General features: G+C 67.7%; 20 protein-coding genes. 4 read left to right on the top strand and 16 right to left on the bottom strand.

The features are described 5' to 3' along the window. The 13 genes from EO156_RS13825 to EO156_RS23980 form a co-directional block, all read right to left on the bottom strand. On the bottom strand, positions 1–1332 hold the full coding sequence (locus EO156_RS13825) for a membrane protein (RefSeq protein ID WP_016850975.1): 1332 nt from the start codon (positions 1330–1332) through the stop codon (positions 1–3). Then, positions 1329–2585: a hypothetical protein gene (locus EO156_RS13830; RefSeq protein ID WP_029827790.1), complete on the bottom strand. Its 1257-nt coding sequence runs from the start codon at positions 2583–2585 to the stop codon at positions 1329–1331. Before EO156_RS13830 ends, EO156_RS13825 begins: the two co-directional genes overlap by 4 nt. Further along, complete coding sequence (locus EO156_RS13835) at positions 2572–3594, bottom strand: class I SAM-dependent methyltransferase (RefSeq protein ID WP_026007087.1); 1023 nt, start codon at positions 3592–3594, stop codon at positions 2572–2574. Before EO156_RS13835 ends, EO156_RS13830 begins: the two co-directional genes overlap by 14 nt. After that, complete coding sequence (gene asnB, locus EO156_RS13840; RefSeq protein WP_016850447.1) at positions 3587–5428, bottom strand: asparagine synthase (glutamine-hydrolyzing); 1842 nt, start codon at positions 5426–5428, stop codon at positions 3587–3589. The genes EO156_RS13835 and asnB overlap by 8 nt, the downstream gene beginning before the upstream one ends. Before the next feature lie 52 nt (positions 5429–5480). Further along, a complete protein-coding gene (locus EO156_RS13845; protein ID WP_016850446.1) occupies positions 5481–6827 on the bottom strand; it encodes a hypothetical protein in 1347 nt (448 codons plus the stop codon). Continuing rightward, positions 6824–7576, bottom strand: coding sequence for a TylF/MycF/NovP-related O-methyltransferase (locus EO156_RS13850; protein WP_003482096.1), 753 nt, complete (start codon positions 7574–7576; stop codon positions 6824–6826). The genes EO156_RS13845 and EO156_RS13850 overlap by 4 nt, the downstream gene beginning before the upstream one ends. A 337-nt stretch (positions 7577–7913) precedes the next feature. Continuing rightward, complete coding sequence (locus EO156_RS13855) at positions 7914–8867, bottom strand: NAD(P)-dependent oxidoreductase (RefSeq protein WP_005921813.1); 954 nt, start codon at positions 8865–8867, stop codon at positions 7914–7916. Next, positions 8867–10138: a hypothetical protein gene (locus tag EO156_RS13860; protein WP_235801482.1), complete on the bottom strand. Its 1272-nt coding sequence runs from the start codon at positions 10136–10138 to the stop codon at positions 8867–8869. Before EO156_RS13860 ends, EO156_RS13855 begins: the two co-directional genes overlap by 1 nt. A 90-nt stretch (positions 10139–10228) precedes the next feature. Next, positions 10229–11458: an oligosaccharide flippase family protein gene (locus EO156_RS13865; RefSeq protein WP_003482089.1), complete on the bottom strand. Its 1230-nt coding sequence runs from the start codon at positions 11456–11458 to the stop codon at positions 10229–10231. Then, positions 11455–13203 (bottom strand): ABC transporter ATP-binding protein, encoded by a 1749-nt coding sequence (locus EO156_RS13870; protein ID WP_016850629.1) that lies wholly within the window; start codon positions 13201–13203, stop codon positions 11455–11457. Before EO156_RS13870 ends, EO156_RS13865 begins: the two co-directional genes overlap by 4 nt. Further along, the gene (locus EO156_RS13875) at positions 13200–13688 is read right to left on the bottom strand and encodes a lasso peptide biosynthesis B2 protein (RefSeq protein ID WP_003482085.1); all 489 of its coding nucleotides are present in this window, start codon (positions 13686–13688) and stop codon (positions 13200–13202) included. The genes EO156_RS13870 and EO156_RS13875 overlap by 4 nt, the downstream gene beginning before the upstream one ends. A gap of 336 nt (positions 13689–14024) precedes the next feature. Continuing rightward, on the bottom strand, positions 14025–15950 hold the full coding sequence (locus EO156_RS13885; protein ID WP_005912530.1) for an asparagine synthetase B: 1926 nt from the start codon (positions 15948–15950) through the stop codon (positions 14025–14027). A gap of 24 nt (positions 15951–15974) precedes the next feature. Then, positions 15975–16130: a hypothetical protein gene (locus EO156_RS23980; protein ID WP_005929016.1), complete on the bottom strand. Its 156-nt coding sequence runs from the start codon at positions 16128–16130 to the stop codon at positions 15975–15977. A 271-nt stretch (positions 16131–16401) separates the two neighbouring features. On the opposite strand from EO156_RS23980, the gene EO156_RS13890 reads away from it, so the two are divergent. The 4 genes from EO156_RS13890 (at position 16402) to EO156_RS13905 (ending at position 19261) form a co-directional block, all read left to right on the top strand. Further along, the gene (locus EO156_RS13890) at positions 16402–17148 is read left to right on the top strand and encodes a class I SAM-dependent methyltransferase (protein WP_029827793.1); all 747 of its coding nucleotides are present in this window, start codon (positions 16402–16404) and stop codon (positions 17146–17148) included. 144 nt (positions 17149–17292) lie between these two features. Beyond that, complete coding sequence (locus EO156_RS13895) at positions 17293–17496, top strand: PqqD family protein (protein ID WP_005929011.1); 204 nt, start codon at positions 17293–17295, stop codon at positions 17494–17496. 23 nt (positions 17497–17519) lie between these two features. After that, a complete protein-coding gene (locus EO156_RS13900; protein ID WP_016849754.1) occupies positions 17520–18440 on the top strand; it encodes a hypothetical protein in 921 nt (306 codons plus the stop codon). Next, the gene (locus EO156_RS13905) at positions 18437–19261 is read left to right on the top strand and encodes a sulfotransferase domain-containing protein (RefSeq protein ID WP_003482072.1); all 825 of its coding nucleotides are present in this window, start codon (positions 18437–18439) and stop codon (positions 19259–19261) included. Before EO156_RS13900 ends, EO156_RS13905 begins: the two co-directional genes overlap by 4 nt. 15 nt (positions 19262–19276) lie before the next feature. On the opposite strand, the gene EO156_RS13910 is transcribed toward EO156_RS13905, so the two are convergent. The 3 genes from EO156_RS13910 to EO156_RS13920 are packed head-to-tail and all read right to left on the bottom strand — an operon-like array spanning position 19277 to position 20964. Further along, a complete protein-coding gene (locus tag EO156_RS13910) occupies positions 19277–19756 on the bottom strand; it encodes a GNAT family N-acetyltransferase (protein WP_016849753.1) in 480 nt (159 codons plus the stop codon). 44 nt (positions 19757–19800) lie between these two features. Then, entirely contained in the window at positions 19801–20388 is a 588-nt protein-coding gene (locus tag EO156_RS13915) for a tail fiber protein (protein WP_003482068.1), read from the bottom strand. 24 nt (positions 20389–20412) lie between these two features. Beyond that, on the bottom strand, positions 20413–20964 hold the full coding sequence (locus tag EO156_RS13920) for a tail fiber protein (protein ID WP_003482067.1): 552 nt from the start codon (positions 20962–20964) through the stop codon (positions 20413–20415). Positions 20965–20976 lie beyond the last annotated feature (12 nt).

Genomic DNA, 20976 nt, shown 5'->3' on the forward strand with positions numbered 1-20976 from the left:
TCAACCTGCGGCCATGCCGGCGGCGGGCGCGGTGTGGTCCCTGCGTGTACGCACGATCGCTCGTCGGGTTGGCAGCGGACCTTGGCAATGACGCAACGCGCCGCCCAGTAGCAACCAGAACCCCCCAGCGCCAGACACGGTCATTGCGTTGTCGGACGAGATCAAGGTTGTCGCCATGCCGCACAACAGCCAGAACATCGCCAATGCCAGGTGATTGTCGCGTTGGCGATAGGCGCGCCAGAGCGCGCGCAGGCTCCAGCCGATAAAGCCCAAAAACAGCAGGGCCGCCGGTAACCCCATCTGATACGCGATGGTAAAGATGGCACCTTCGCCACCGCCCAGATCGGTCAACGCCTGACGCGCAGCAACCGCCCCCTGGCGACCCAGCCCGCCGCCCCACAGGACCACTTGGTGCAGATCGGCCAGATTGCGCTGCAGCGCGTACCAGTGGCCGATGGTGGAGCCGTCGCGGAAATTCACCGACGTCACCACAATGCCGTAGGACGCGGCAGCCAGCATCGCCGCGATTCCGCCCACCAGCAGCAGCCGCGCCCAGGGCGATCGCACCAGACCGCGTGAGCTGACCAGGTAGCCCAGCACCCCGACGATGCCGGCCAGCATGGCGCCCCGTGTGCCCGACATCCACACCCCCACCAGCAAGCCCAGGCACGTAAGCAGGGCGCGCCACGGCCAGCGCCGCTGCCACAGACCCAGTGCCGCCAGTGCCGCGGTAATCAGGAACTGGCCCTGCGCCAGGGGAGCTGCCACCAGTCCACCGGCACGGCGCGCGTAATCCTCGCCGCCGAAGAAGTTCCATGGCAGCCCGGTGTCCGGGTCGGTGTCCTTGGGAAGCACGCCTTTCACCTCGGCCAAGTAGTCCGGCAACCGCACGGTCTGCACCCAGAAATCGGTATGCGCCAAGTCCCACGCACCGAACAGAGCACTGACGATGCCCAACCAGACCAGCCAGCGCGCCCCGCGCCTGACATCGTGCGGATGCGGCATGCACCAATACCCGGCAAGCACCAGCAGCATCGGCAGCAGCAAGGTGCCAAGCGAGCCGACCACGATGCCGGCCGGCAACCCGTGGGCGTATCCAACCGGCGCATAGGCCAGCCCGATCATGCCGAACACCAGGATTATCGCCAGCAAGGCGCGCGGCATGCGCACCGTCGCCAGTGCAATGGCGGCCAGCACGATGAGCGTGCCATCGCGCATCGGCCGCAGCAGGGCGGCCGCCGGCAGCGCCCCGCCGTGGTACAGCCAGGCCACCAGCAGATCGCCCAGGTGGATCGCCAGCAGCACCGCCAGCAGCAGATAGGCGCGTTTCACGGGGTCGCTTCCAGATGGTGCGGCCATCGCGCATCGGCCGCGAAGGTCTGCTGCAGCCAATGGCGTTGCTGCGCGGCGAATCGCGCTCGCGCACCCGCATCGCTGCGCAGCGCCCGGACCAGTGCAGCCAGCGCGTCGGCATCGGCGACCTGATGTGCGGGCCGCCCGACCGCCAACGCATCGTGGGACGCGGAGGCGGGCCAGGCCATGCCGATCACGTAGTGACCGCGGCAGGCGGCCTGCAGCAGCGCGGTGGAACAAAATCCCACCACCAGTGCCGGACCTGCATCCGCCTCCAGGATCGCGTGCGGGGGCGCCTGGCAGCGCCGTTGCAGTGCCGGCTCTGCATACGGATGGGTACCGCGCACTTCCTCCGGATGCAGCAGGATGCGCACGGCCACGCCGTCTGCCTCCAGCGCCGGCAGCGCGTGCGCCAAGGCCAACAGATGCGCGGCAAGGGTGGGTCCATAAATCGGTGTGTGGCTCTGCGACATCAGATACAGCGTGGTCGGCACCGTTGCGGTATCGAGATCGGTCAACGCCATCGCTGGCCCATAGCCGATGGCCGCCGGTGCGACGCCGTGCTTGCGGTAGACCTGCGCACTACTAGGTCCCCACAGCAAATGGTGCCGCGCCCGGACCGGGAAGAACTCGTCGGTTGGCAGACCATGCTGGACGCATACGCTCCGCCAGCCGTCGCCGGCAGCGTGCAGTGCCGCCGCCGCATACATGTCGAAGTCGTTGTGCAGCAGCAGCGTTGCTCCTGCGGGCGCGGCGCCCAGCGTGCGTTGCCATGCGCCATGCCACAGGCGCTGGCGCAAGACGCAGGCGCGCACGATCCAGAGCGAGGCGACCGCCGGCCCGAGCGGCGTGCGGCGCAGGGCCAGCGCGCGCAACGCCGCCTGCCAGCCGGCCCAGGTTGGTCGTGCGGGCAGCTGTCCCTCGACGCTGCCGCGCAGGCGCGGATGGATCAGCACCGTGCATGCCGCACCCTGTCGCCGCAGATCGGCCAGGTACGGCGCCAGGGCGCCCCAGCCGTTGCTGCCCGGCAGGGTTGCCAGCGCCGTCCACTCCGAGAGCACGGGCGGGCGTTGCGGCAGCCGCAGGCACAGCCATGCATCACGCAGGACAGCCAGAGCGGCACGCAGCCCTGCACCGCGTCGGCGGGTCAGGAAGTAGATCTCATGGCGTACCGCGGCCGCCTCCGCGCCGAACTGGGCGTGCACGGCCTGCTGGAAGTCAGCGAAGTCCATCGTGCACCTGGTCCTTGCGCAGCTGGCGGTAGCCACGCCAGCGCTGCAGTTCACCGAACAGACCTCTGCCGAGCACCCGGATCAGGCCGTGCTTGAGCCGCCGCTGCAGCCGGTCCCGCCGGCTCCACCGGACCATGTCCAGCCGTGCGTCGACTGCGTCGACCTCGTGCGAATCGGCCAGCGCCAGCGACGCCGCGGCGTGCGGTTGCGCAGGCTGCCGCAGATGCAGCCAGATGTTTCCAGCCAACACACCACGATCGGAATACGGACCGCAGGAAACGACCTCCAGGCCTGCCGCATTGGCCAGCCGTCGTAGCAACGGCGCCGAAAAATAGCTTAGATGGGCCGGGTGGACATAGTTGCGCGAGCGCCATCCACTCATCAGGTCCGGGACCTCGATCCACGCCTGTCCCTCGGGAACGAGGATGCGCGCCAGCGACGACAGGAACGCGCGCGGGTCGGTCAAGTGCTCAAGTACATGGAAGGCGACCACGGCTTCGAACTCCCCGTCGGCCAGCGTGTCCAGCGCAGGCAGGAAGGTGACCGCCGCGCCATCCAGCAAGACGTGGCGATGCGTCACATCCGGCTCGCACGCCGACAGGCGCAGGTCTGGTCGCGTGGCGGCAGCGGCGCCAAGAAAGGCGCCAAAACCCGAGCCCACCTCCAACACCCTGGCTGCCGGTGCAAGGGCGGGCGCGATCCGCTGTAGCCGGTTGTGCGCGATCCAGCGGTCGCCGCGCCACGCAAAGAAGCGCCGCTGGCTACCCCACGGGATTTCCGCGGGAAACAGCCGCCGATAATCGTGGGCATAGAAGTGCTGTAGCGCCGCTTCGGTGAGGTCAGGCGCCAGATACACCGCCGCACACGCACCGCAGCGGCGCAACTCCTGACCAGTCCCTACATAGACTTCCGCCCAGACCGTGCGTTGCGCTTGCGTGCCGCCGCAACAGCGGCAATGCCCGTGGTCGGGCGTCCACAGCTCCTGTACCGTCGGCGGCGCGTTACGCATAAACGCTCCGATACCACAGCGCGACCGAGACCGCGAACCACAGCGTGCTGTGCGATCGTCCGCTGGCAAGCTCCCGGCGCAGCCTCGCGACATTCAGCAGTTCGTTCACGCCTTCCGGCAACGTCGCCAGCGCCTGCTGCAACGGCATGCGATCGACCAGAAACTGTTCGGCATGTCCGAAGCCGGTGCTCTTGCGCTGCGTGGTCACGCGTGCCGGCAGGCGCTCGGCGAACGCGTGCCGCAACATGGCCTTGCCGTGATAGTCGCCCATCCGCTGCAGCGCAGGCGTCGACAACGCGCGTTCGACAACGCGATAGTCCAGGAACGGCGCGCGCACCTCGATGCCGGCGGACATGCTGTTGCGGTCGGTCATGCGCAACACCATCGGCAGATTGGTCGACAGCACGTCGCGACGCAAACGGGCCTCGATATCGACGCGGCGATCAACCTGCAACAACTGCAGCCGGGCGGCTTGGTCGTGCCACAGTGCCGAGGACATGCAGGCCACGCTCGGCCGCTGCCGGCGCAGCAGTGCGCCCAGCGCGCCGGCTGGCAGATCCCATGCAAGACGATTGAGCAGCAGACGCGGGTCCACCGCACCGGTGGACAGCAGCCTGATGGCGGTCGGCAGTCGTGCTTGGTGCAGCGCACTGCGCGCGCTCAAAGCCAGGTACAGGCGCACGTAGCCACCGAACAGCTCATCGGCGCCTTCACCATTGAGCACCACCTTGTAACCGGCGGCGCGGATGGCGCGATACATACGGAAACTGGCGAGTATCGACGGCGTACAGAACGGCTCTTCCTGCGCCGCCACCAGTGCCAGCAGTTCCTCCTCGTCCGGAATCGCGCGGGCGCGATGCACGAAGTGACGCTCGCTCTGCCCCAGCGTTTGCATCAAGCTCGCTGCGGCCTCGGTTTCGTCGAAGCCGGCCTGCTCGGTGTCGTCGTAGCCGTAGGTGAAGGCGCCGGCGAAACAGGTGCGTGGCAGCGCACCGGCCTGCACGCTCAGGGTGGTCAGGATTGAGCTGTCCAATCCGCCCGACAGCAGTGACACCGTGGGCGCATCCGAGCGCAAACGCAGGCGGGTGGAGTCCTCGAGCAGTTCCAAGGTGGCCTGCGCGTCCAGCGGAGCAACTGCACCGGGCAGCGGCCACTGGTGGTATGGCGTGCGCCGGCTATGGCCGGCTGGCGACACCCGGTACAGCCAGCCGGGAGGAACCGCGCGGATGCCGGCGTAAAAGGTGTCGCTGGTGTGGTCGGAGAGACCGGTAACCAGGAAATCGAACACCGCGGCGGGATTGGGTGGCGGGTAGCCCCCCAGGCTGGCAGCGATGGCGCGGATCTCGCTGGCCAGCACCAACTGCCGCCCGTCGTGGTGCAGGTACAACGGTTTGACGCCGAGCCGGTCGCGGCAATAGATCAGATCGCCGCTTGCCTGCTCCAGCAGCACCAGCGCCCACATGCCATTGCAACGCGGGAACAGCCCCTCGCCCCATGCGCGCCAGCCATGCAGGATGACCTCGGTATCGCTGTCGGTGCGGAATTGATGACCCAACCCTTCCAGTTCGCGGCGCAGCTCAAGAAAGTTGTAGATCTCGCCATTGAACACCAGCACGTTGCCGGTCTCGGCGCAGCGCATTGGCTGGGTCGCAGCAGCGCTCAAGTCCAGGATCGCCAAGCGACGGTGGCCTAGCGCCGTCGGCACTGGCTGCTCCAGGCACAGCAGACCCTGCGCATCCGGGCCGCGACGTGACAAGGCGTCTAGCGCGCGCTCGGCCAGCGCCTGCAACGGCGCCTCCGCAACGAAGCTGCGCAGCGCGACTATGCCGCACATGATGGCCCCCGATGCCGAAAGCAGAACATCGCAATCAAGGCGCAATCATGCATCACGCGCGCGCTGACAACGTGGTGTGCAGCAGGCTGCGGCGCTGCCATACCGTCCACGCCACCGGCACCAGCAACAACGCCGCCAGTGTCATGGTCACCGGGCCGCCACCGAGCGAGACCGCGAGCACCGCCGACAGCAGGGCCGCGTAGCCGCCGGCGTTCAAGCGCAGCCCGCACAGGTGCAGACTCGCCGCCGCCATGGCGAGCACGCACAGGAATCGCAGCCATAGCATCCACTGTGGTGCATGCGCCGCCGCTGCCGCGACCTGCAGGAGCGCGCTGCAGAGCGCGCCGCCCAACAACAACGGAACCATCGTCGCTTCGCGATGGCGTCCGATCAGCAAGGCCGCCAGCACGCTGCTGAGTAGTGTGGTCGCGCCTGCGGCCAGTACCGGGGTGACCCATGGCAGCCACGCGCGCTGCTCGGCGCTGCCCCAGGCGGCTGCAACCACCAGCAGCGCCAACGCGCCCACAGCGGCTGCGCCCAGCACCAACGAGACCAGCGCGCCTGCCCAGTGTTCCCCGGCCGGGCCGCGCGCGTCGGCCACCAACAGGCGGTTGAACTGGTTGAATACACCACTGGCCCCATTGAGCAGATAGTTCAGGAACAAATACACCGGCAAAAATGCCGGCGCGACCGACGCCAGCAAGAGCGGTGTCAATCGATCGTGCAAGGTGCCGGCGATGCTCAGCAAGGACAGTTGCAGCGCGGGGCGCAGCATGCGCCGGCCGCCACCGCGACGCGGCCATAGCAACTGCAGCGGTGCACCGAACACGGCGATGTTGACCAGGGCCTGCAATAGATAGCCCAAGCTGACAGCCAGCCCGGCGCCAAGCCCGCCGTCCCAGCCTGGCAGCTGTTGCAGCACGAACCAGGCGAGGATCGTCGCCGGCATCGCCACCTGCTGCACGATGAATCCGGCCAGCATCCGCCCGCGGGCGAGCAGCGGCGCCGAATAGCCCACCAAGCCAAACACCGTCGCCGAGAGCGCCGCCAGCAGATAGCGGAACCCTTCGCCGTGGCCGCGACCGGACCACCAGACGCCGGCGATCCACAGCACATCCAGCACCACGGTGGCGAGCAAGCGGTGCCACAGCGCCTGGCGCCAACGCGCGTTCCAGCCAGGTGCCGCAGGATCCTCGCGCGGAAAGAGCGAGGCATAGCCCAGATCGGCCAGGAACAGCACAGTGACCAAGCCAAGATGCGCCAGCCCTACGTCGCCATAGCCCTGCAGGCCGAACCGACGTAGCAAGAGCCACTGGAATAGCAGCGCGCAGCCCTGACCGAGCGCATACAGCACTGCGCCGGCAACGAACCCCGCGCGCATGCGTTGCGCGGCGATCATGGCTGCGCGGCGGATGCAGGCGTCGGTACATGGCACAGAAAAGCGCGCGAGGCGGCGCCATAGGCAAACCAGGGCTCAAATGCGATGCCGACGTGGTCCGCGCATTCCTGTAGCGCCCGACGTTCGCCCTGTCGGTTGTCGGCGCGAAACAGATCGTAGTCGTCGCACAGCAGCACACTGCCCTGCACCAGACGCGGTGCGATCAAGGTCAGTGCGTCGTGTGCCGAGCTGTAGAGATCGCAATCCACATGCACGATTGCTGCGTGCGTGTGGCCGATGGCTGCAGCATTGTCGGCGAACAAGCCTTGCACCAGCTGCAGATCCGGTGCTTTCAAACCAACGGCGGCACAGCGTGCCTGGGCCTGGGCCAGTGAGGCGAGAAAGCTGCCGCCCGCCAAGCTGTCTTCGCCTTCCAGATTGGCCGGCATCCCGGCAAACGTATCGAAACCGTAGAACCGTGGACGCTGCGCCAGAAACGCCGACACCGTTCCCTGCCGACGGTAGGGCAATCGCGCACTGCGCTCGAGATGGCGTCGGTGATGGCGGTAGCACAGCCACGCGTGAGCGAGACTGTTGCCGCGATAGACGCCGAACTCGTAGTAGTCGCCCGTCAGCTGCGTGGCATGTGTATACGCCCATGCCCGAAACAGCGCGCCGAGCGCATCGTTACGGTGCAGGTTCGCGCCGACGCGCAACCGACGATAGGCGAACTTGAGGCGTTCAATGGTCGTCGCAGACAAGCCAGACACCTTCGCAAGAACGGGGAAGACCGCAGTGGGAGTATCCGGGCTGGGGACGCGCTAACGCAATTGCAGGCCGCACTTTCCATACAGACAATCGGGCGCATTTGGCCAGCGCCAAAGCTAATGGGCTGCAGCGCCTATGCGGCGGTGAATGCCTAGTCGGTATGGCGCCGGATTTACGCACTGAGCAGACCCATCTCGAGATGGGCGCGTGGTGCCGCCGCCGCAACCGTTCGACCTGCGATGGTGATGCGCCGATGGTGTCGCACGACAACGCGGGCTGTTTGCACCGCAGGCGTTGCGATCAGCGTGGCAGCGGGCGAGGTGATCGCATCGCGCGGGCTCACGCATGTTGCCCGGCGGTGGGCGCATCGGTGACTCCCAATACGCGCTGCAGTGCCTCGCGCAGACTCCAGCGTGCACGCCAACCCAGCACGCGCGCCGCCTTGCCCGGATCGCCCAACTGATGGAGACGGTCGATACGCCGCTGACGCTGCGGGTCGACTTCCAGGCGCGGCGATCGCCCTAGCACGGCGCCGATCTGCTCCACCAGTTCGGCAACCGAATGCTCAACGCCCGAGCACAGATTGAAGACATCGAAGGCCGGGTCCGGCCGCGCATCGTCGAGCAGTGCGATCAGCCCTGCCGCAGCGTCGTCTGCGTGGAGATAGTCCCGGCACGGTTGCAGGTTGCCCAGGCGCAAGGTTGGCGTCGCGGCCGGATCGGCCGCCAGTTGCGCCAACACGTCCGGTATCAGGTGCGCATTGGGATCGTCATGGGCGATGGTGTTGAACAGCCGCGCCGCGCGCCCGCGCCGGCCGTTCGCGGCAGCGCACCACAAGCGCAATTGCGCTTCGTTGCAAAGTTTGGACAGCGCATAGTTGTCGCGCGCGTCGGTGGCGCTGACGTGTTCGTCCAGCGCGCCGTCGCCCCAGGCGTAGACCGCGCCGCTGGAGGCGATCACGACCTGCCGCAGCGCCGCGTCGCTGGCGGCGTGCAGCACGCTCTCGGTGCCGACCACGTTGACCTGCAGGCAACGCATGCGCTGCGTCTCGCAGGTGGGAATATGGTGGATGGCGGCCAGATGGATCAGCGCATCGGCGCGGAACTCGCGCAACGCGACGGCGACCGTCTCACGCTCGCCCACGTCGGCAACGATGGCCGCATGCAGGCCGTGCGGCAGGGACATGCCGCTGGACAGATCGTCCAGGCCTGCCACCGCGTCGCCTCGCTGCAACAGCGCGCTCGCCACGCGTCTACCGATCATCCCGGCCGCGCCGGTGACCAGCACCCGCATCATCCAGACCCCAGCGGGCGCGCGTCGGTCGGCCCGAGCAACAGGCCACGCATGCGCTGCGGCAACCACGCAAACAACGGATCGGCGTGCGCCGACCAGGATGCATGCCGGTCGCCATGGCGACGCGCGATCACATACATTGCCAATCCCAACGACGCGACCAGCAACACCCCAAGGAACACCGCCAGCGCGACCAGCGCCGGCCGGCGCGAGGGTACCGGCGCCGGCGATAACGCCGGGATCGCCCGGTAGCGCACCAATTGCGCGCGCCAGCGCTGTTGCGACAGCGCCAGGTCTATTTCGCTGGCGACCTGCGACAGCGCCGAGCCGGAGGGGGTGCCGCTGCCGAAGACGGCGCGTCGGCAGCTCTGCACCCAGTCTGCCAGGGCCCGGCCCAGATGCAGGCCCGGCGCGCGCTGGTCCACCCGCGCCAGAAAGCGCTGCTTGCCGTCCAGCTGTTCCAGCTCGCGTTCCACCTGACGCAAGGTGGTCCGCGTCCCGGCGATGGTCGACTGCAATGCGACGATCTGCGCCAGCGGCGAAAGGTAGCGTCCACCGCCATCGCCGACCGACACGACCGTGTTGACCTCGTTGCGCCGCAGTTCCGGATAGCGCTCCAGCAACTGCTGCATGTCCGCAGCCTGGCGTTCGTTCTGTTCGATCGCGTAGCGTTGCTGGATCTGGTCGATCTGCAACTGCGGGCGTTGTTCGAGCGTCTGCTGGCGCAGGCTGTCCAGGTAGTCGCGCAACCCGCCCCACAGCACGACCTGGCGCACGTGCTGCGCGATGGCGTCCAGCTGCTGGTTCGCGGCCGCATCGTCGCGTGCATACAACGACACTTCCAATCCCAGCGCGCCGACGCTTTTCGCATCGATGTTGACCTGCTGGCGGATGTCGTCGCGTTCGACCGCACTGCGGTAGGTCACGCGCGTGTCCCAGTATTTCTTGAGCACGAAGGCGCGTTGCAGGCGTTCGCGCTGCTCCGGCGGCAGCTCGGTCATGCTGGCGAGCGAGGCCGCCACCAACTGACGGTCGGCCAGCATGGGTTGCAGCTTGCGCCATTGTTCCAGGCTCATCTGCGGCGTTTCCAGCAGCGCGGTGAGCGCATACAGGGGCCGCGTGGCGACGACCACGCCGGCCAGTACGCCGCACAGCACGGCCAGCGGAATCAGCAGGCGGCCGAACTGTTGGTAGAAGCGCAGCACTTCCAGCAATAGATCGCCCAGGGAGACCTCGTCACGGCGTTCAGGGATCTCGTCTATACCCGGCATCAGATCGTCGCTTCGGTTCAAGGGAGGCATGGAAGCGCCACGCCGTATCGCCAGCACTGTGCCACAGCGATTGCGACGGCGGCAACGCGACTATGCGCGCGCGCGCCCTGCAGTCCGCAGCCCGCACCACAAGGTGGCGGTCAGCACCGCCTCGGTGGCGATCACGGCGATCGCTGCGCCGTGCACACCGTAGCGGCGGGTGAGCAGCAGATTCAGCGCGATGTTGACCACCGCCGCCACACTCGCGCCGAGCACGTACCAACGCTGCTGGTCGCAGGCGATGGCGGCCTGGGTCAGCACGTAGTTCGGCAGCACGAACACGAAGGCGGCAAACAACCAGCCCAGCAGTTGCCCCGCCACCGCGCGATAGGACGCTCCGTACAACAGCTCCATCAGCCAGTTCCCGAGCCAGGCGCCGCTGGCCGCCAGTGCCAGCCCCGCCGCAGCGGCCAGCCACAGGGCGCGATCTTCCAACCGACGCGCGCGGCCTGCCTGCGCGCGCGCCAGGCGCAGCTGCCGGAACAGCAGCAAGGCGACCGGCATCGCCAGCAACAGCACGCCATCGAACACGCGATACGCGGCGGCATACTGGCCCACCTCCGCCGCAGGCACCGTGTGCTGCAGGATCACCACGTCGCTGCGACGGTACAGACCGGTGGCGGTGTCGATCCAGAAAAAGCCGGCGGCCGCGCGATACGCCAGCGGCTGTGGCCGCCAGTGCGGTCGCTCATGCAGGCCTCGCCCCAGCCAGACATAGGCCAACAGCAGGCCGCCTGCCCACGCAGCAAAGACCACGCCGGGGGCGTGACCGAGCAGCAGCACCGCCGTCACCACCAGCAGCGCGCTGAGTGCGCGCGCACCCGCCAGCCAGCTGGCGTCGCGTTGCCACTGGCCCGCCGCCTTCAATTGCGCCGACACCAGCTGGGTCAACGTGACCGCACCGAAGCACAGCACCGCCCAGACCAGTGCCGGATCGCTGCCGGCGCGCGTCGCCGCCAGGGTTGCGGCGACCAGCAGCAGCGTGGACCACAGCAGATGCCCGCGTGCCAGACCAGGCAGCGCGCGCGCCAGCGTCGCCGGGATGCCGGCCGCAACCCCTTCGCGCAATACCAGGGTGCGCATGCCGGCATCCTGCAACAGCGCCAGCAAGGTCGCCAGATTGAGCAGGTAGGCGTAGCGGCCGAAGCCGGCCGGGCCCATCCCGCGTGCCAGCCACACCGACAGCGCCAGCGAGACCGCAGCGGTGAACAGGATCGACAGCCACTGCGCCGACAAGCCGCGCACGAGGCCACGCCATGCAGGCGACAGATGCGGCGTCACCGGGCGCCGATCCAGACCGGCGCCACTGCCTGGCACGGGCCCTGCGCCACCAACCGCCCCTGGTCCAGGACCAGCACGGTGTCGGCCTGTTCCAGCAAGGCCAGCCGATGGCCGATGAGCAGGACGGTCAGCTCGCCATGCAGGCCCTGGATGGCGCTGCGGATGCGCGTCTCGTTGTCGTGGTCCAGCGCGCTGGTCGCCTCGTCCAGGATCAGCAATGCCGGGCGTTGCAGCAGCGCACGCGCCAGTGCCAGCCGCTGGCGCTCGCCACCGGACAATGGCATGCCGCCCTCGCCGACCGGCGTATCCCAACCCTGCGGCAAGGCATGCACGAACTGGGCAGCTGCCTGCTCCAGCGCAGCGTGTAGCGCCTGTTCGCTTGCATCCGGACAAGCGATCAAGAGGTTATTGCGCACGCTGTCGTTGAGGAGGAAGGCGTCCTGCGAGACATAGGCCACCGAGCGGCGCCAGGCCCGTCGCGCGGCTGCATCCAGCGCCACGCCGTCGATTTCCAGTGTGCCTTGGTCTGGGCCAAGCAGGCCGCTCAGGACATCGGCCAGGGTGCTCTTGCCTGCGCCGGAGGCGCCGACCACGGCGGTGGTCGTCCGCGCCGGCAGCAGTAACGACAGATCCTGCAGCGCGGGCGTGCCGCGTCCGGGGTACTGGACCTGGACTGCAGACAGCGCAATCGAGGCTGTCAGCCGGATCGGCGGCGTGGTCTCGGGTAACGGCGGCTCGGCCCAGGTCCGGCTCTCCTGCAGGCGGCCTTCGATCTCGTCGAACGCGGCCATTGCATGCAGGCAATACTGGCGTTGCTGTTGGATGTTGCTCACTAGTGGCAACAGCCGGGCGAAGATTGCGACCAGCACCAGAAGTTCGGCCATGGCCATGTGCAGGAGCTGCAGGCCCGCATAGACGTAGCACGCCAGCAGGACCGCCCCGGCGCCATGGAGCAAGGCCTTGGAACTGCTCAGGCCATGGGCGAACCGCAGCTGCTGGTCGTGCATGGCACGCGCCGTGCGCCCGAATGCTGCCAGGTGGCGCGCTTCGGCGCCCAGGATCTTGGCCAGGCGCAATCCCGACAAGCGGTCATGCAGACCGGCGTGCAAGCGCTGGTTGGCCTGCGTCAGTTGGCGACCCAGCACGACCGTCCCGCGCCGCCGCTGGTCCGTGGACAACAACAGCACCGCCCCACTCAGCAGCGCGACCAGCGCCAGCTGCCAGGACAACGCAATCGCAGCGAGCAGGTAAAGCAAGGCGGTCGTCCCGGCGGCAAGCAGCGCCAAGCCTTGTCCCAGACCCACTTCGGCGCGGCTGACGTCGCTGAGCATGAGGCTGGCGTGGTCGGCGGTGCGCTGACCGACCAACCAGCGCCACTGCGCCCCGAGCAGCGCCGCGAAGCTGGCCATGCGCAGCCGCTCGCCCACATCTTGTTGCAGCTGCGCTGCCGCCCGCTCGCGGCCGAGCTGGATCGCAGTGCGCACCAGCACGACCGTACAGAACAGCAGCAGCAAGGGAATCGGCGAGCTGGTCGGAAGTCCGAGGGCGATGGGGACGCGCAGCAACTGCCCTGCCAGCCCGTCCGTGGCCGCGGCGTCGCCTTGCAAGGCACCGAGCAAGGGCACCAGCAACAGCATCCCGATGCCCTCCGTCGCGCCGGCCAGCACCATCAGCACGAACAGCCCGAGTCGCTGGCGACCTGGCGCCCACCGCAACAGGCGCGCCATGCCGTGCACGACCCTCATCGGGCCTGCCGTGCGCGCGGCACGAAGCAGCCGACGCGGGTGAACCGCTCGCTCGCGCGGCCCCCGGTGACGCGCGCGCTACCAGCGAGCACCCAGGCATGCGCCTGCAGTTGCGCGCCATCGTCGCTGCGCGTCACCCCCAGGCACAGCAAATGGGCGACCCGGAACAAGCCCAGCAGGTAATGTGCGGCCAGCGCCTGCGCCAGACAATTGGAGTCCCAGTAGGTGTAGCGGGCCGCCAGACGGACGGTCCGGCCGATCTGCAGGGCGCGACGTTCAGCACGTGCATCCAGGCCTGGCAGTGCCGGTGGCACGGACACCTGGTCGCCTAGCCAGGGCGCGAGGCGGCGGAAGCCAAGCCAGCGCACTGCCGCACGCACCAGGCCCAACAGAACCCAGGCCGGCACCAGCAGCAGCCGTTCGAACCGGGGCAGCCGGCCGACGGCCGCAAGCATGCGGCAGCCGCGCACGAGCAGGCGTGGCATGCTCACTGCCAGCGGTCCGCGCGCGCTGCGGATCGCTGGCGCAGCACGGCGGTCTCGGCGTCGATGGCGGTGCGTGCGAGCAGATGCGGCTGCGGTGCCTGCTTTCGCGACTGCAGGGCCGACGATGAAGAGAGCATGGCAGAGGGCACGTGTGGGGGAAGGTGGTCGAGCGGATCACGCCTGCGCATCTCCGAACTGGCGCGCGTGTCGAGGCGTTCTCGCTGCCCGCTAGCCTAACAAACGCCAGCGCGGGCAAGCCGGGCGTGCGGGTGTGGCTTCGATCACGGCGCATCGTCCACAGGATCCAGCTGCTGCTGGCTCGGGCATGCATCGTACTCACGCGCCGCCGCGCTCGTGCCAGGCCAGGAAACCCGCCATCTGCAAGCCGGACGCCAGCAGCTGCAAGTACTCAAAGCGGCGCGCTTCGGCCGCTGCGGCATCCTGCGGCCAGTGGTCCAGCAGCGCCTGCAAGCGCTGCAGGTCCACGACCCGATTGGCCAGCGGCGAAGTGCGCGCTTGGCTCAGTTGCGCGTGCAGCGCATCGCGCTGCGCATTCAACCGCGCGAACCAGTCGCCTTGTTGCACGCCGACCGCACGGTTGGCGTGGATCTCCGGCGGCGCGCCGCGTGCGGCCAGCAAGCGGCGTGGCAACGACCGGCTGACACCATCGCGCAGGAATTGATCCAACGGCAGGCTGCCGAAGAATTCGATCACCCGTCGGTCTGCAAGCGGATAACGCGTGTCGACCCCGGACACCGCGCGCAGCGTGTTGACCAGGTCCATCGGACCGGCATCGCCCAGCATCCACTCGCGGAAGGTCGGCAGGGACGTGTGGCCGCCGCCGAGGCGCAACCGGTATCTGGACCGATCCAGCGACTGCTGCATCCCAAGCGACTGCGCCAGTGCCGGCTGCAATGCAGCCTGCGCTTCCCAGACCGCGGCAGGCAGGCCATGCCACAGGCGCAGCAGCGCAACCGGCGCGAAAGGGCGCAGCAGATAGCGCTGCACGGTCTTGCGCCGACTCAGGCCGAGACTGCCGGCAAGTGCACCGACCTGTCCGGCCAGCACACGCCATTGCCGCTGACGCGCCAGCTGCGGCAGACGTAACAGGCCGTCGTAGCTGAAGAAGGCGTTGCCCAGTTCACCGCCCAGCATCACCTGGCTCCCGCGTGCGTGCAGGAACCGGTAAAACGGAAAGAACCAGGCCATGTTCGATGGCGAACGGACCGGCTGTGCGCCCTCGCGCCACCAGCATGCGGGATCGTGTTCGCCCCAGTCCGCGTCGTCGTCGCCGACCAGGTGCCAGTCGATGCCTGGATGGCTGGCGGCCAGCCGCCGCGCGCGCGGCGACTCGTCGTAGTAGTGGGTCGCAGTGGCAGCGGCAGTCGCAGGCAGCGGTTGACGCGTGAGCACCAGCAACGGCGACGGCGCCTGTTGCCGCGCTGCCGACAGCGTGATCGAACCGCTGTCCAGTCCGCCGGTCAGACAGGTGGCCACCGGTCCGCGTGCGCGCAGCGCATCGGCCACGGCACGGTCCAGTACCTCGGCTGCCGCAGCTTCCACTTCGGCATCGTTGCGCAAGCGCAGCGATCCGGCCTCGGGCGGCGACCACCAGCGCTGGCAGTGTGTCGCCTCCGGGGTCAGCACGACCGCATGCGCCATGGGTACCCGATCGATCGCGCGGTAGATGGTGCGCTCCGGTCGAGCACGGTCCATGATCAGTTTGTCGGCCAGGGCGCGCTCGTCCAGGTCTTTCGGCACCTGCGGAAGTGCCAGTAGCGCCCGCAGGCGAGTGGCGAATGCGATCAGGTGCGGTCCGCGATGCACGAACAGCGAACGCAAGCCAATCGGATCGCGGGCCAGCAAGAGGCGGTGCCGGTCCGGCCGATACAGCGCCAGTGCATAACACCCGTGCAGGCGCGGCAGCGCCGCGGTATCCCAGCACTGCAAGGCCTCCAGCAGCAGCACACCATCGGGCAGGGTGACGTTGGCGGGGTGCTCCAGCGCAGACGCAAGTTCCTGGCGCGCGGCCAGCCTGACGTCGGCCGCCAGGACCGCGCCGGATGCCCCCACCCAGGGCATCGCCTCATCGGCATCCTGCGGGGTAAAGACATGTTGACGATGCACGATTGCGACCGGCCCATCCTGCCAGACGCGCACCGGGCCTATCCCGCGCGCATCCAGCGCCTGGCCCAAACGCTGGATGTCGCCCGGCGCAACTGGCGCGCCATCCAGCCGCCAGACGCCGGCGAAATCACTCATGACGCCAGGTGATGCCGATCAGGCTCAGGAGCCGGTAAACGTACCGTTGCCGTCGTCGCCCACGGTTGCGTTGCTCGCCGTTTCATCGATCGACAGGAAGGACACGACGGGTGCTGACCATGCTTTGCGTCCACCCTCGATCGACGTATCGGACAAGACAGCCGGTTGGTTCTCGTGCATCGCGCAATCTCCTTCTTGCCAGTGATGTGACACGGTCGCGTACAACCGAAGGTTCGTGCGCGTCAGCCGCAGGATGCGACCCGGCACACATCTCTACCAGGTTGATATACCGTTCGCTCGCCACGCTCGGCGGTAAGCTACACGGGCGGCTCAGGTTACCACCACATGCGGTTCGCGACACCGGCACGTCCAGGTGCGGGGAGCTGCCGCCGTCACAGTGCTGAAAAGTGCTCTTCGTTCCGTTTTGCTTCACGCCCCACGCATCGGCCAGATGACCATCCAACGCTCCCGCTGGCGCAGGCTTTTGCCGATTCCCGTTGCAGTCCGGCTGCTCTATCGCGCGCTGCGCAGCCGCCAGGGCCGCGGATATGCGCGGCTGCAGCTCAGCTCGCCAGTGCCCTTGTTCCAGGATCATGCGACCACCTCGATGGATCGCTATCCCGCGCTGTTCGAATTCGTCCAGCAGACCCTTGGCGCCGACAGCCAGGCGCGACTGCTGTCGTTCGGCTGCGCCAGCGGCGAAGAAGTCTTCAGCCTGCGCAGCTACTTTCCCAAGGCGATGATTACTGGGCTGGACATCCATCCCGATGCCATCCGCGCCTGCTACCGTCATCTTGGCGCCAGACCCGATACAGGGTTGGGGTTTCGCGTGGCCGGCAACACGGCAGAGGAGGGCGACGGCAGCTACGACGCCATTTTCTGCCTGGCGGTATTACGTCGCGGCGACCTGGCCGCCCATCGCGGCGATCGTTGCGATCACTTGATCAGGTTCGAGGATGTCCAGGCACAGCTGCTGGATTTCGTACGCTGCCTGCGCCCCGGCGGCCTGCTGGTGCTGCGCCATGCCAATTTTCGCCTGCGCGACACCGAGGCGGCGCGTTGGTTCGACACGGTGCTGTGCCTGCCGACGCCTGCGCGCGCGGACACGCCCCTGTTTGGTCCGGATAACCGGCGGCTGCCGGTGCAGGCCGATGAGCAGAGCGTCTTCCGCCGCCGCGCCACCGCCTGGCCGCCGTGACCAGCCGCGCTTTGCAGCGCGATGCATCCTGGTAAGCTCCTGTTTCCCTATCGACTTGGCCCATGGATGCGCATCGCACCGAGCACGATCGTCGCCAGGACATCCGGTTGTCTAGCCGCAGAGATGGGCGATGAACTCGTCCTCATGAGTACCGAGCACGGGCTGTATCTGTCGCTGGATGCCATCGGCAAGAACATCTGGTCGCACCTGGATCCGCCTTGCGCGTTCGCCACGCTGTGCGATCGCCTGAGTGCGGAATATTCGGCGCCCAGGGCCACCATCGAAACCGACGTGACCGCGATGCTGCACACCTTGCGCGATGCCGGGGCGGTGGAGATGCGCGCCTGACCGACGCATCTGCCCACCAGCCAATGCCCACCACGCAGCTACATCACCACTACGTGCTGTGCGGCTGGCACGTCCGCAGTGCGTTGACGCTGCCCGAGCTGCCGCCTTGGTCGGCGAGTGCGACGCCTGTCGATGCGGACGTGGTGATCGAAGAGGGAGAGGTTCCGGATCGCCTGGACCTGCACGACCCGGTGGAGTCGTGGTTGAGCGTTGGTCGCGATGGCTCGGTCCTGCTGCAGGTGCCGCAGGTGGTGCGTATCCATGTGCACGCCGGTCGGTCGATGCGCGTGCAGCGGCTAAATCGGCACGATGAGAGTTGGCGGCTGTTTCTGCTCGGTTCGGCGCTGGGCTATCTGTGCCTGCAACGCAGCCTGTTTCCGCTGCATGCTGCCTGCCTGCGCATTGGCACACAGACCGTGGCATTTGCCGGCCACAGTGGTGCGGGGAAATCCACGCTGGCGGCGGCTTTGCTCAAACGGGGCCATGGACTGCTCAGCGACGATCTCGCCGTCATTCGCCCCGACTCGGCCGGTGCCATCATGGTGCTGCCTGCGTTTCCGCGGCTGAAGCTCTGGCGCGACACCCTGGAGTCATTGCAGTTGCCGGTGACCGATGCGCCGCCGGTGCGGCCAGGCATGGAAAAGTTCGATCTGCGCCCAAGCGCGGGGTTCGATGCGGCACCGGTGCGCCTGGACGCGGTCGTCGTCCTTGGCGACGCTTCCGAACCGCATCTTCAGCGCCTGTCGCCGCAGCACGCGTTGCCGCTGCTGCATGGGTATCTTGCACGCCCCCAGGCGGCCGTGCGGATGGGTCTGCATGCGGCGACATTTGCGCACGCTGCTGCGATCGCCCGCCAGGTCCCTGTCTGGCGCTTGCGGCGTCCGCGCCGCTTCGACGCGCTGGACATCACCGTCGACCTCATCGAAGCCCATGTCGGCGCATGAGCCGGCGCGGGATCGTCTGGCTCGCCTCGTATCCCAAGTCGGGCAATACCTGGGTGCGTTGCCTGATCGCCAGTTTGCGTAGCGGCGCCGCCGCGATGCAGCTCGAAGAGCTGGCACCGGCGCTGCCCAATGCCGCATCGCGGGCATGGCTGGAGCGTCATCTTGACGTGGATATCGGCGATCTGACCCCGGACGAACTACATCTGCTGCGCGGCACGGCCTATCGTCGTTGCGCAATGCAGGCCTCGAGCGTGCTCAAGGTTCACGACCGCTACGATGCCGCGCTGTTCCCCGCCGTGGCGACGCTGGGCATCGTCTATATCGTGCGCGATCCGCGCGACGTCGCACCGTCCTGGGCCGACCACGCCGGCATCGATCTGGATGCTGCCATCGGGCAACTGGGCCAGAGCGCAACCACCGTGAGCAGTACCCTGTCCAGATACCGGCCGCAGGCACGTCAACGCTTCGGCTCATGGTCCGAACATGTGGCCTCCTGGCTGCATGCGCCTGGTCCACGCCTGCTGCTGCGGTATGAAGACCTGTTGGACAACCCGTTGCGGGAAACCGCGCGGCTGGCCGGCTTTCTGGGGCTGTCCACGCAGCCGGTACAGATCGCGCAGGCCGTTGCGGCCTGTCGTTTCGAAGCGCTACGCGACAGCGAGGAGCGTCATGGATTTGCCGAGCGCCAACACGGGCAGGCGCGCTTCTTCCGTCAGGGCCGCGCGGGGGCGTGGCGCAGCGCACTCAGCGCGGCACAGGCGGCACGTGTACGTGCCCAGCATGGCCCCACCATGGCCTGGCTGGGCTACCGGGATGCCTGAGCACGTGCACACAACTCAGCGTGCGTGGGACACGCCGTGCGACCACGCCATCTTCCAGGCAACGCCGGTCTCGTCGTAAGCGCGAAAGCCGAGCCGACGATACAGCTCGAGCGCGGGATTGTGCTTGTCGACCTGCAAGACCACGTTGCGGCCGTCGCGGGTCACTTGCGCCACCAGCGCCTCGATCAACGCCGTGCCGATGCCTTGCCCGCGACGACACGCCAGCAGCAGGATATCCAGTAAGCAGACGGTCGTTGTCGCGTCGCTACCCAAGTACAGCCGCCCGATCACGTGGTCGCCCTCGGTGACGACCAGGAACAGCACCTGCTCCTGACCGAGGATGTAATGACGCCGCTGTGCGTCGAACTGCTGGTCGATGAATGCCTCTCGGGCTGCATCGTCCCACGGCAACAGTGCGAACTCGGCCCAGCGCTGGGTGCGGAACAGCGCGCGCAGCGTGGGCAAGTCCGCCTCGTGCTCGGCACGGATCGCCATGCCCCGTGCCACCAGGGACGCAGGACAGGCGAAGCGCAGCAGTATCACGGCCTTGGCGGGTAGATGCCGTCGGTAGCGCAGATGCAATAGCGGATCGTCGTGAACGGCTGACGATTCTCGTGCGCCTGCACCGCCTGCGAGCCCGACGGAAAGGGGGCCAGCGCGTTAGGCGACAACTGCACCATGGGTGTGGTCGTTGCCGGTGCATACGCCTTGTACGAGGTCGGCGGCGAGGTCGTCGGATTGAGCAAGCGCGACAGATACGAGCTCGAACTCGGCGTGTTGACCGCAGCACCCGGCGCGGTCGCCGGGGGCAGGAACATGGTGGTAATGGAGTGCGTGTGGGCGGGCAACTGCGTCGACGACACCAGGGCCACCGAATCGGTACCCTGCAACTGGCCGATGGTGTAGTTGCTCAGGCCGGGCCCCTGTCCCTGTCCGGTGACCGCGCGGCCGCGCAGGTCCGGCAACCCGAACGTAGTCTGCTTGTCGCCTCCGTAAGCAAAACCGATCACCCCGAACAGCGCCTGATACTGATTGATGCTGACCGTCTGCCCCATGCAATCGAGCCAGCCCTCGGGCGCGAAGTTGTAGGGAAACGCGCGCACTTCGCCGATGAAGCTATTGGACATGTCGAACTCCTTTGCGATAGCCGATCACGGCCGCTGCGGGTAGAACCCGTTCAAGCAGATCAGATAGCTCAGCGTCTGCGTCGCCATGTGGTTGTCGTGCGGCTGGCTGGCGCCGGCCACGTTCACCGCATTGGTCGCAAGCGTACTGGCGGCGGGAGTGGAGCCGGCAGGAGGCGTGAGGTACCCCGTATTGCCGCCCTGAGTGACGGCGGGCAACTGCCCGGTCGGCGTCAGCGAAGACGCTGGCGAATTGAACGCCTGCAGGGTATGGCGATGCGCCGGCATTTCCGCCAGCTGCAGCGACACCGTCTCGGTGCCGAATTGCTGCCCCAGCACGCGCGCGGTCAATTGCGGCGTCGGCGCACGCGCGATGCCCTGCCCTTGCGAGATCGCCACGCGGCCGCGCAGATCCGGCAGGTTGAAGGTGGTCCTGCCGTCGCCGCCGTAGGTAGTACCGATCAGCGAATACAGCGCCATGTAGGTATTGATCTGCAGCTGGCGTCCGTCGCAGAACGCCCAACCCTGGGGTTCGTAGTTGCCGGCGAAGAGGATGATTTGACCGGTATAGGCATCCATGGTGTGGTTCCT

Source organism: Xanthomonas sp. DAR33341 (assembly GCF_003992815.1).
Taxonomy (GTDB): domain Bacteria; phylum Pseudomonadota; class Gammaproteobacteria; order Xanthomonadales; family Xanthomonadaceae; genus Xanthomonas; species Xanthomonas cissicola.

Excerpts from the sequence above, each read along its gene's own strand:
- EO156_RS13830 (WP_029827790.1), bottom strand. The coding sequence starts at position 2,585 with ATGGACTTCGCTGACTTCCAGCAGGCCGTGCACGCCCAGTTCGGCGCG.
- EO156_RS13835 (WP_026007087.1), bottom strand. The coding sequence starts at position 3,594 with ATGCGTAACGCGCCGCCGACGGTACAGGAGCTGTGGACGCCCGACCAC.
- asnB (WP_016850447.1), bottom strand. The coding sequence starts at position 5,428 with ATGTGCGGCATAGTCGCGCTGCGCAGCTTCGTTGCGGAGGCGCCGTTG.
- EO156_RS13845 (WP_016850446.1), bottom strand. The coding sequence starts at position 6,827 with ATGATCGCCGCGCAACGCATGCGCGCGGGGTTCGTTGCCGGCGCAGTG.
- EO156_RS13855 (WP_005921813.1), bottom strand. The coding sequence starts at position 8,867 with ATGCGGGTGCTGGTCACCGGCGCGGCCGGGATGATCGGTAGACGCGTG.
- EO156_RS13860 (WP_235801482.1), bottom strand. The coding sequence starts at position 10,138 with ATGCCGGGTATAGACGAGATCCCTGAACGCCGTGACGAGGTCTCCCTG.
- EO156_RS13870 (WP_016850629.1), bottom strand. The coding sequence starts at position 13,203 with ATGAGGGTCGTGCACGGCATGGCGCGCCTGTTGCGGTGGGCGCCAGGT.
- EO156_RS13875 (WP_003482085.1), bottom strand. The coding sequence starts at position 13,688 with ATGCCACGCCTGCTCGTGCGCGGCTGCCGCATGCTTGCGGCCGTCGGC.
- EO156_RS13885 (WP_005912530.1), bottom strand. The coding sequence starts at position 15,950 with ATGAGTGATTTCGCCGGCGTCTGGCGGCTGGATGGCGCGCCAGTTGCG.
- EO156_RS23980 (WP_005929016.1), bottom strand. The coding sequence starts at position 16,130 with ATGCACGAGAACCAACCGGCTGTCTTGTCCGATACGTCGATCGAGGGT.
- EO156_RS13890 (WP_029827793.1), top strand. The coding sequence starts at position 16,402 with ATGACCATCCAACGCTCCCGCTGGCGCAGGCTTTTGCCGATTCCCGTT.
- EO156_RS13895 (WP_005929011.1), top strand. The coding sequence starts at position 17,293 with ATGAGTACCGAGCACGGGCTGTATCTGTCGCTGGATGCCATCGGCAAG.
- EO156_RS13900 (WP_016849754.1), top strand. The coding sequence starts at position 17,520 with ATGCCCACCACGCAGCTACATCACCACTACGTGCTGTGCGGCTGGCAC.
- EO156_RS13905 (WP_003482072.1), top strand. The coding sequence starts at position 18,437 with ATGAGCCGGCGCGGGATCGTCTGGCTCGCCTCGTATCCCAAGTCGGGC.
- EO156_RS13910 (WP_016849753.1), bottom strand. The coding sequence starts at position 19,756 with ATGGCGATCCGTGCCGAGCACGAGGCGGACTTGCCCACGCTGCGCGCG.
- EO156_RS13915 (WP_003482068.1), bottom strand. The coding sequence starts at position 20,388 with ATGTCCAATAGCTTCATCGGCGAAGTGCGCGCGTTTCCCTACAACTTC.
- EO156_RS13920 (WP_003482067.1), bottom strand. The coding sequence starts at position 20,964 with ATGGATGCCTATACCGGTCAAATCATCCTCTTCGCCGGCAACTACGAA.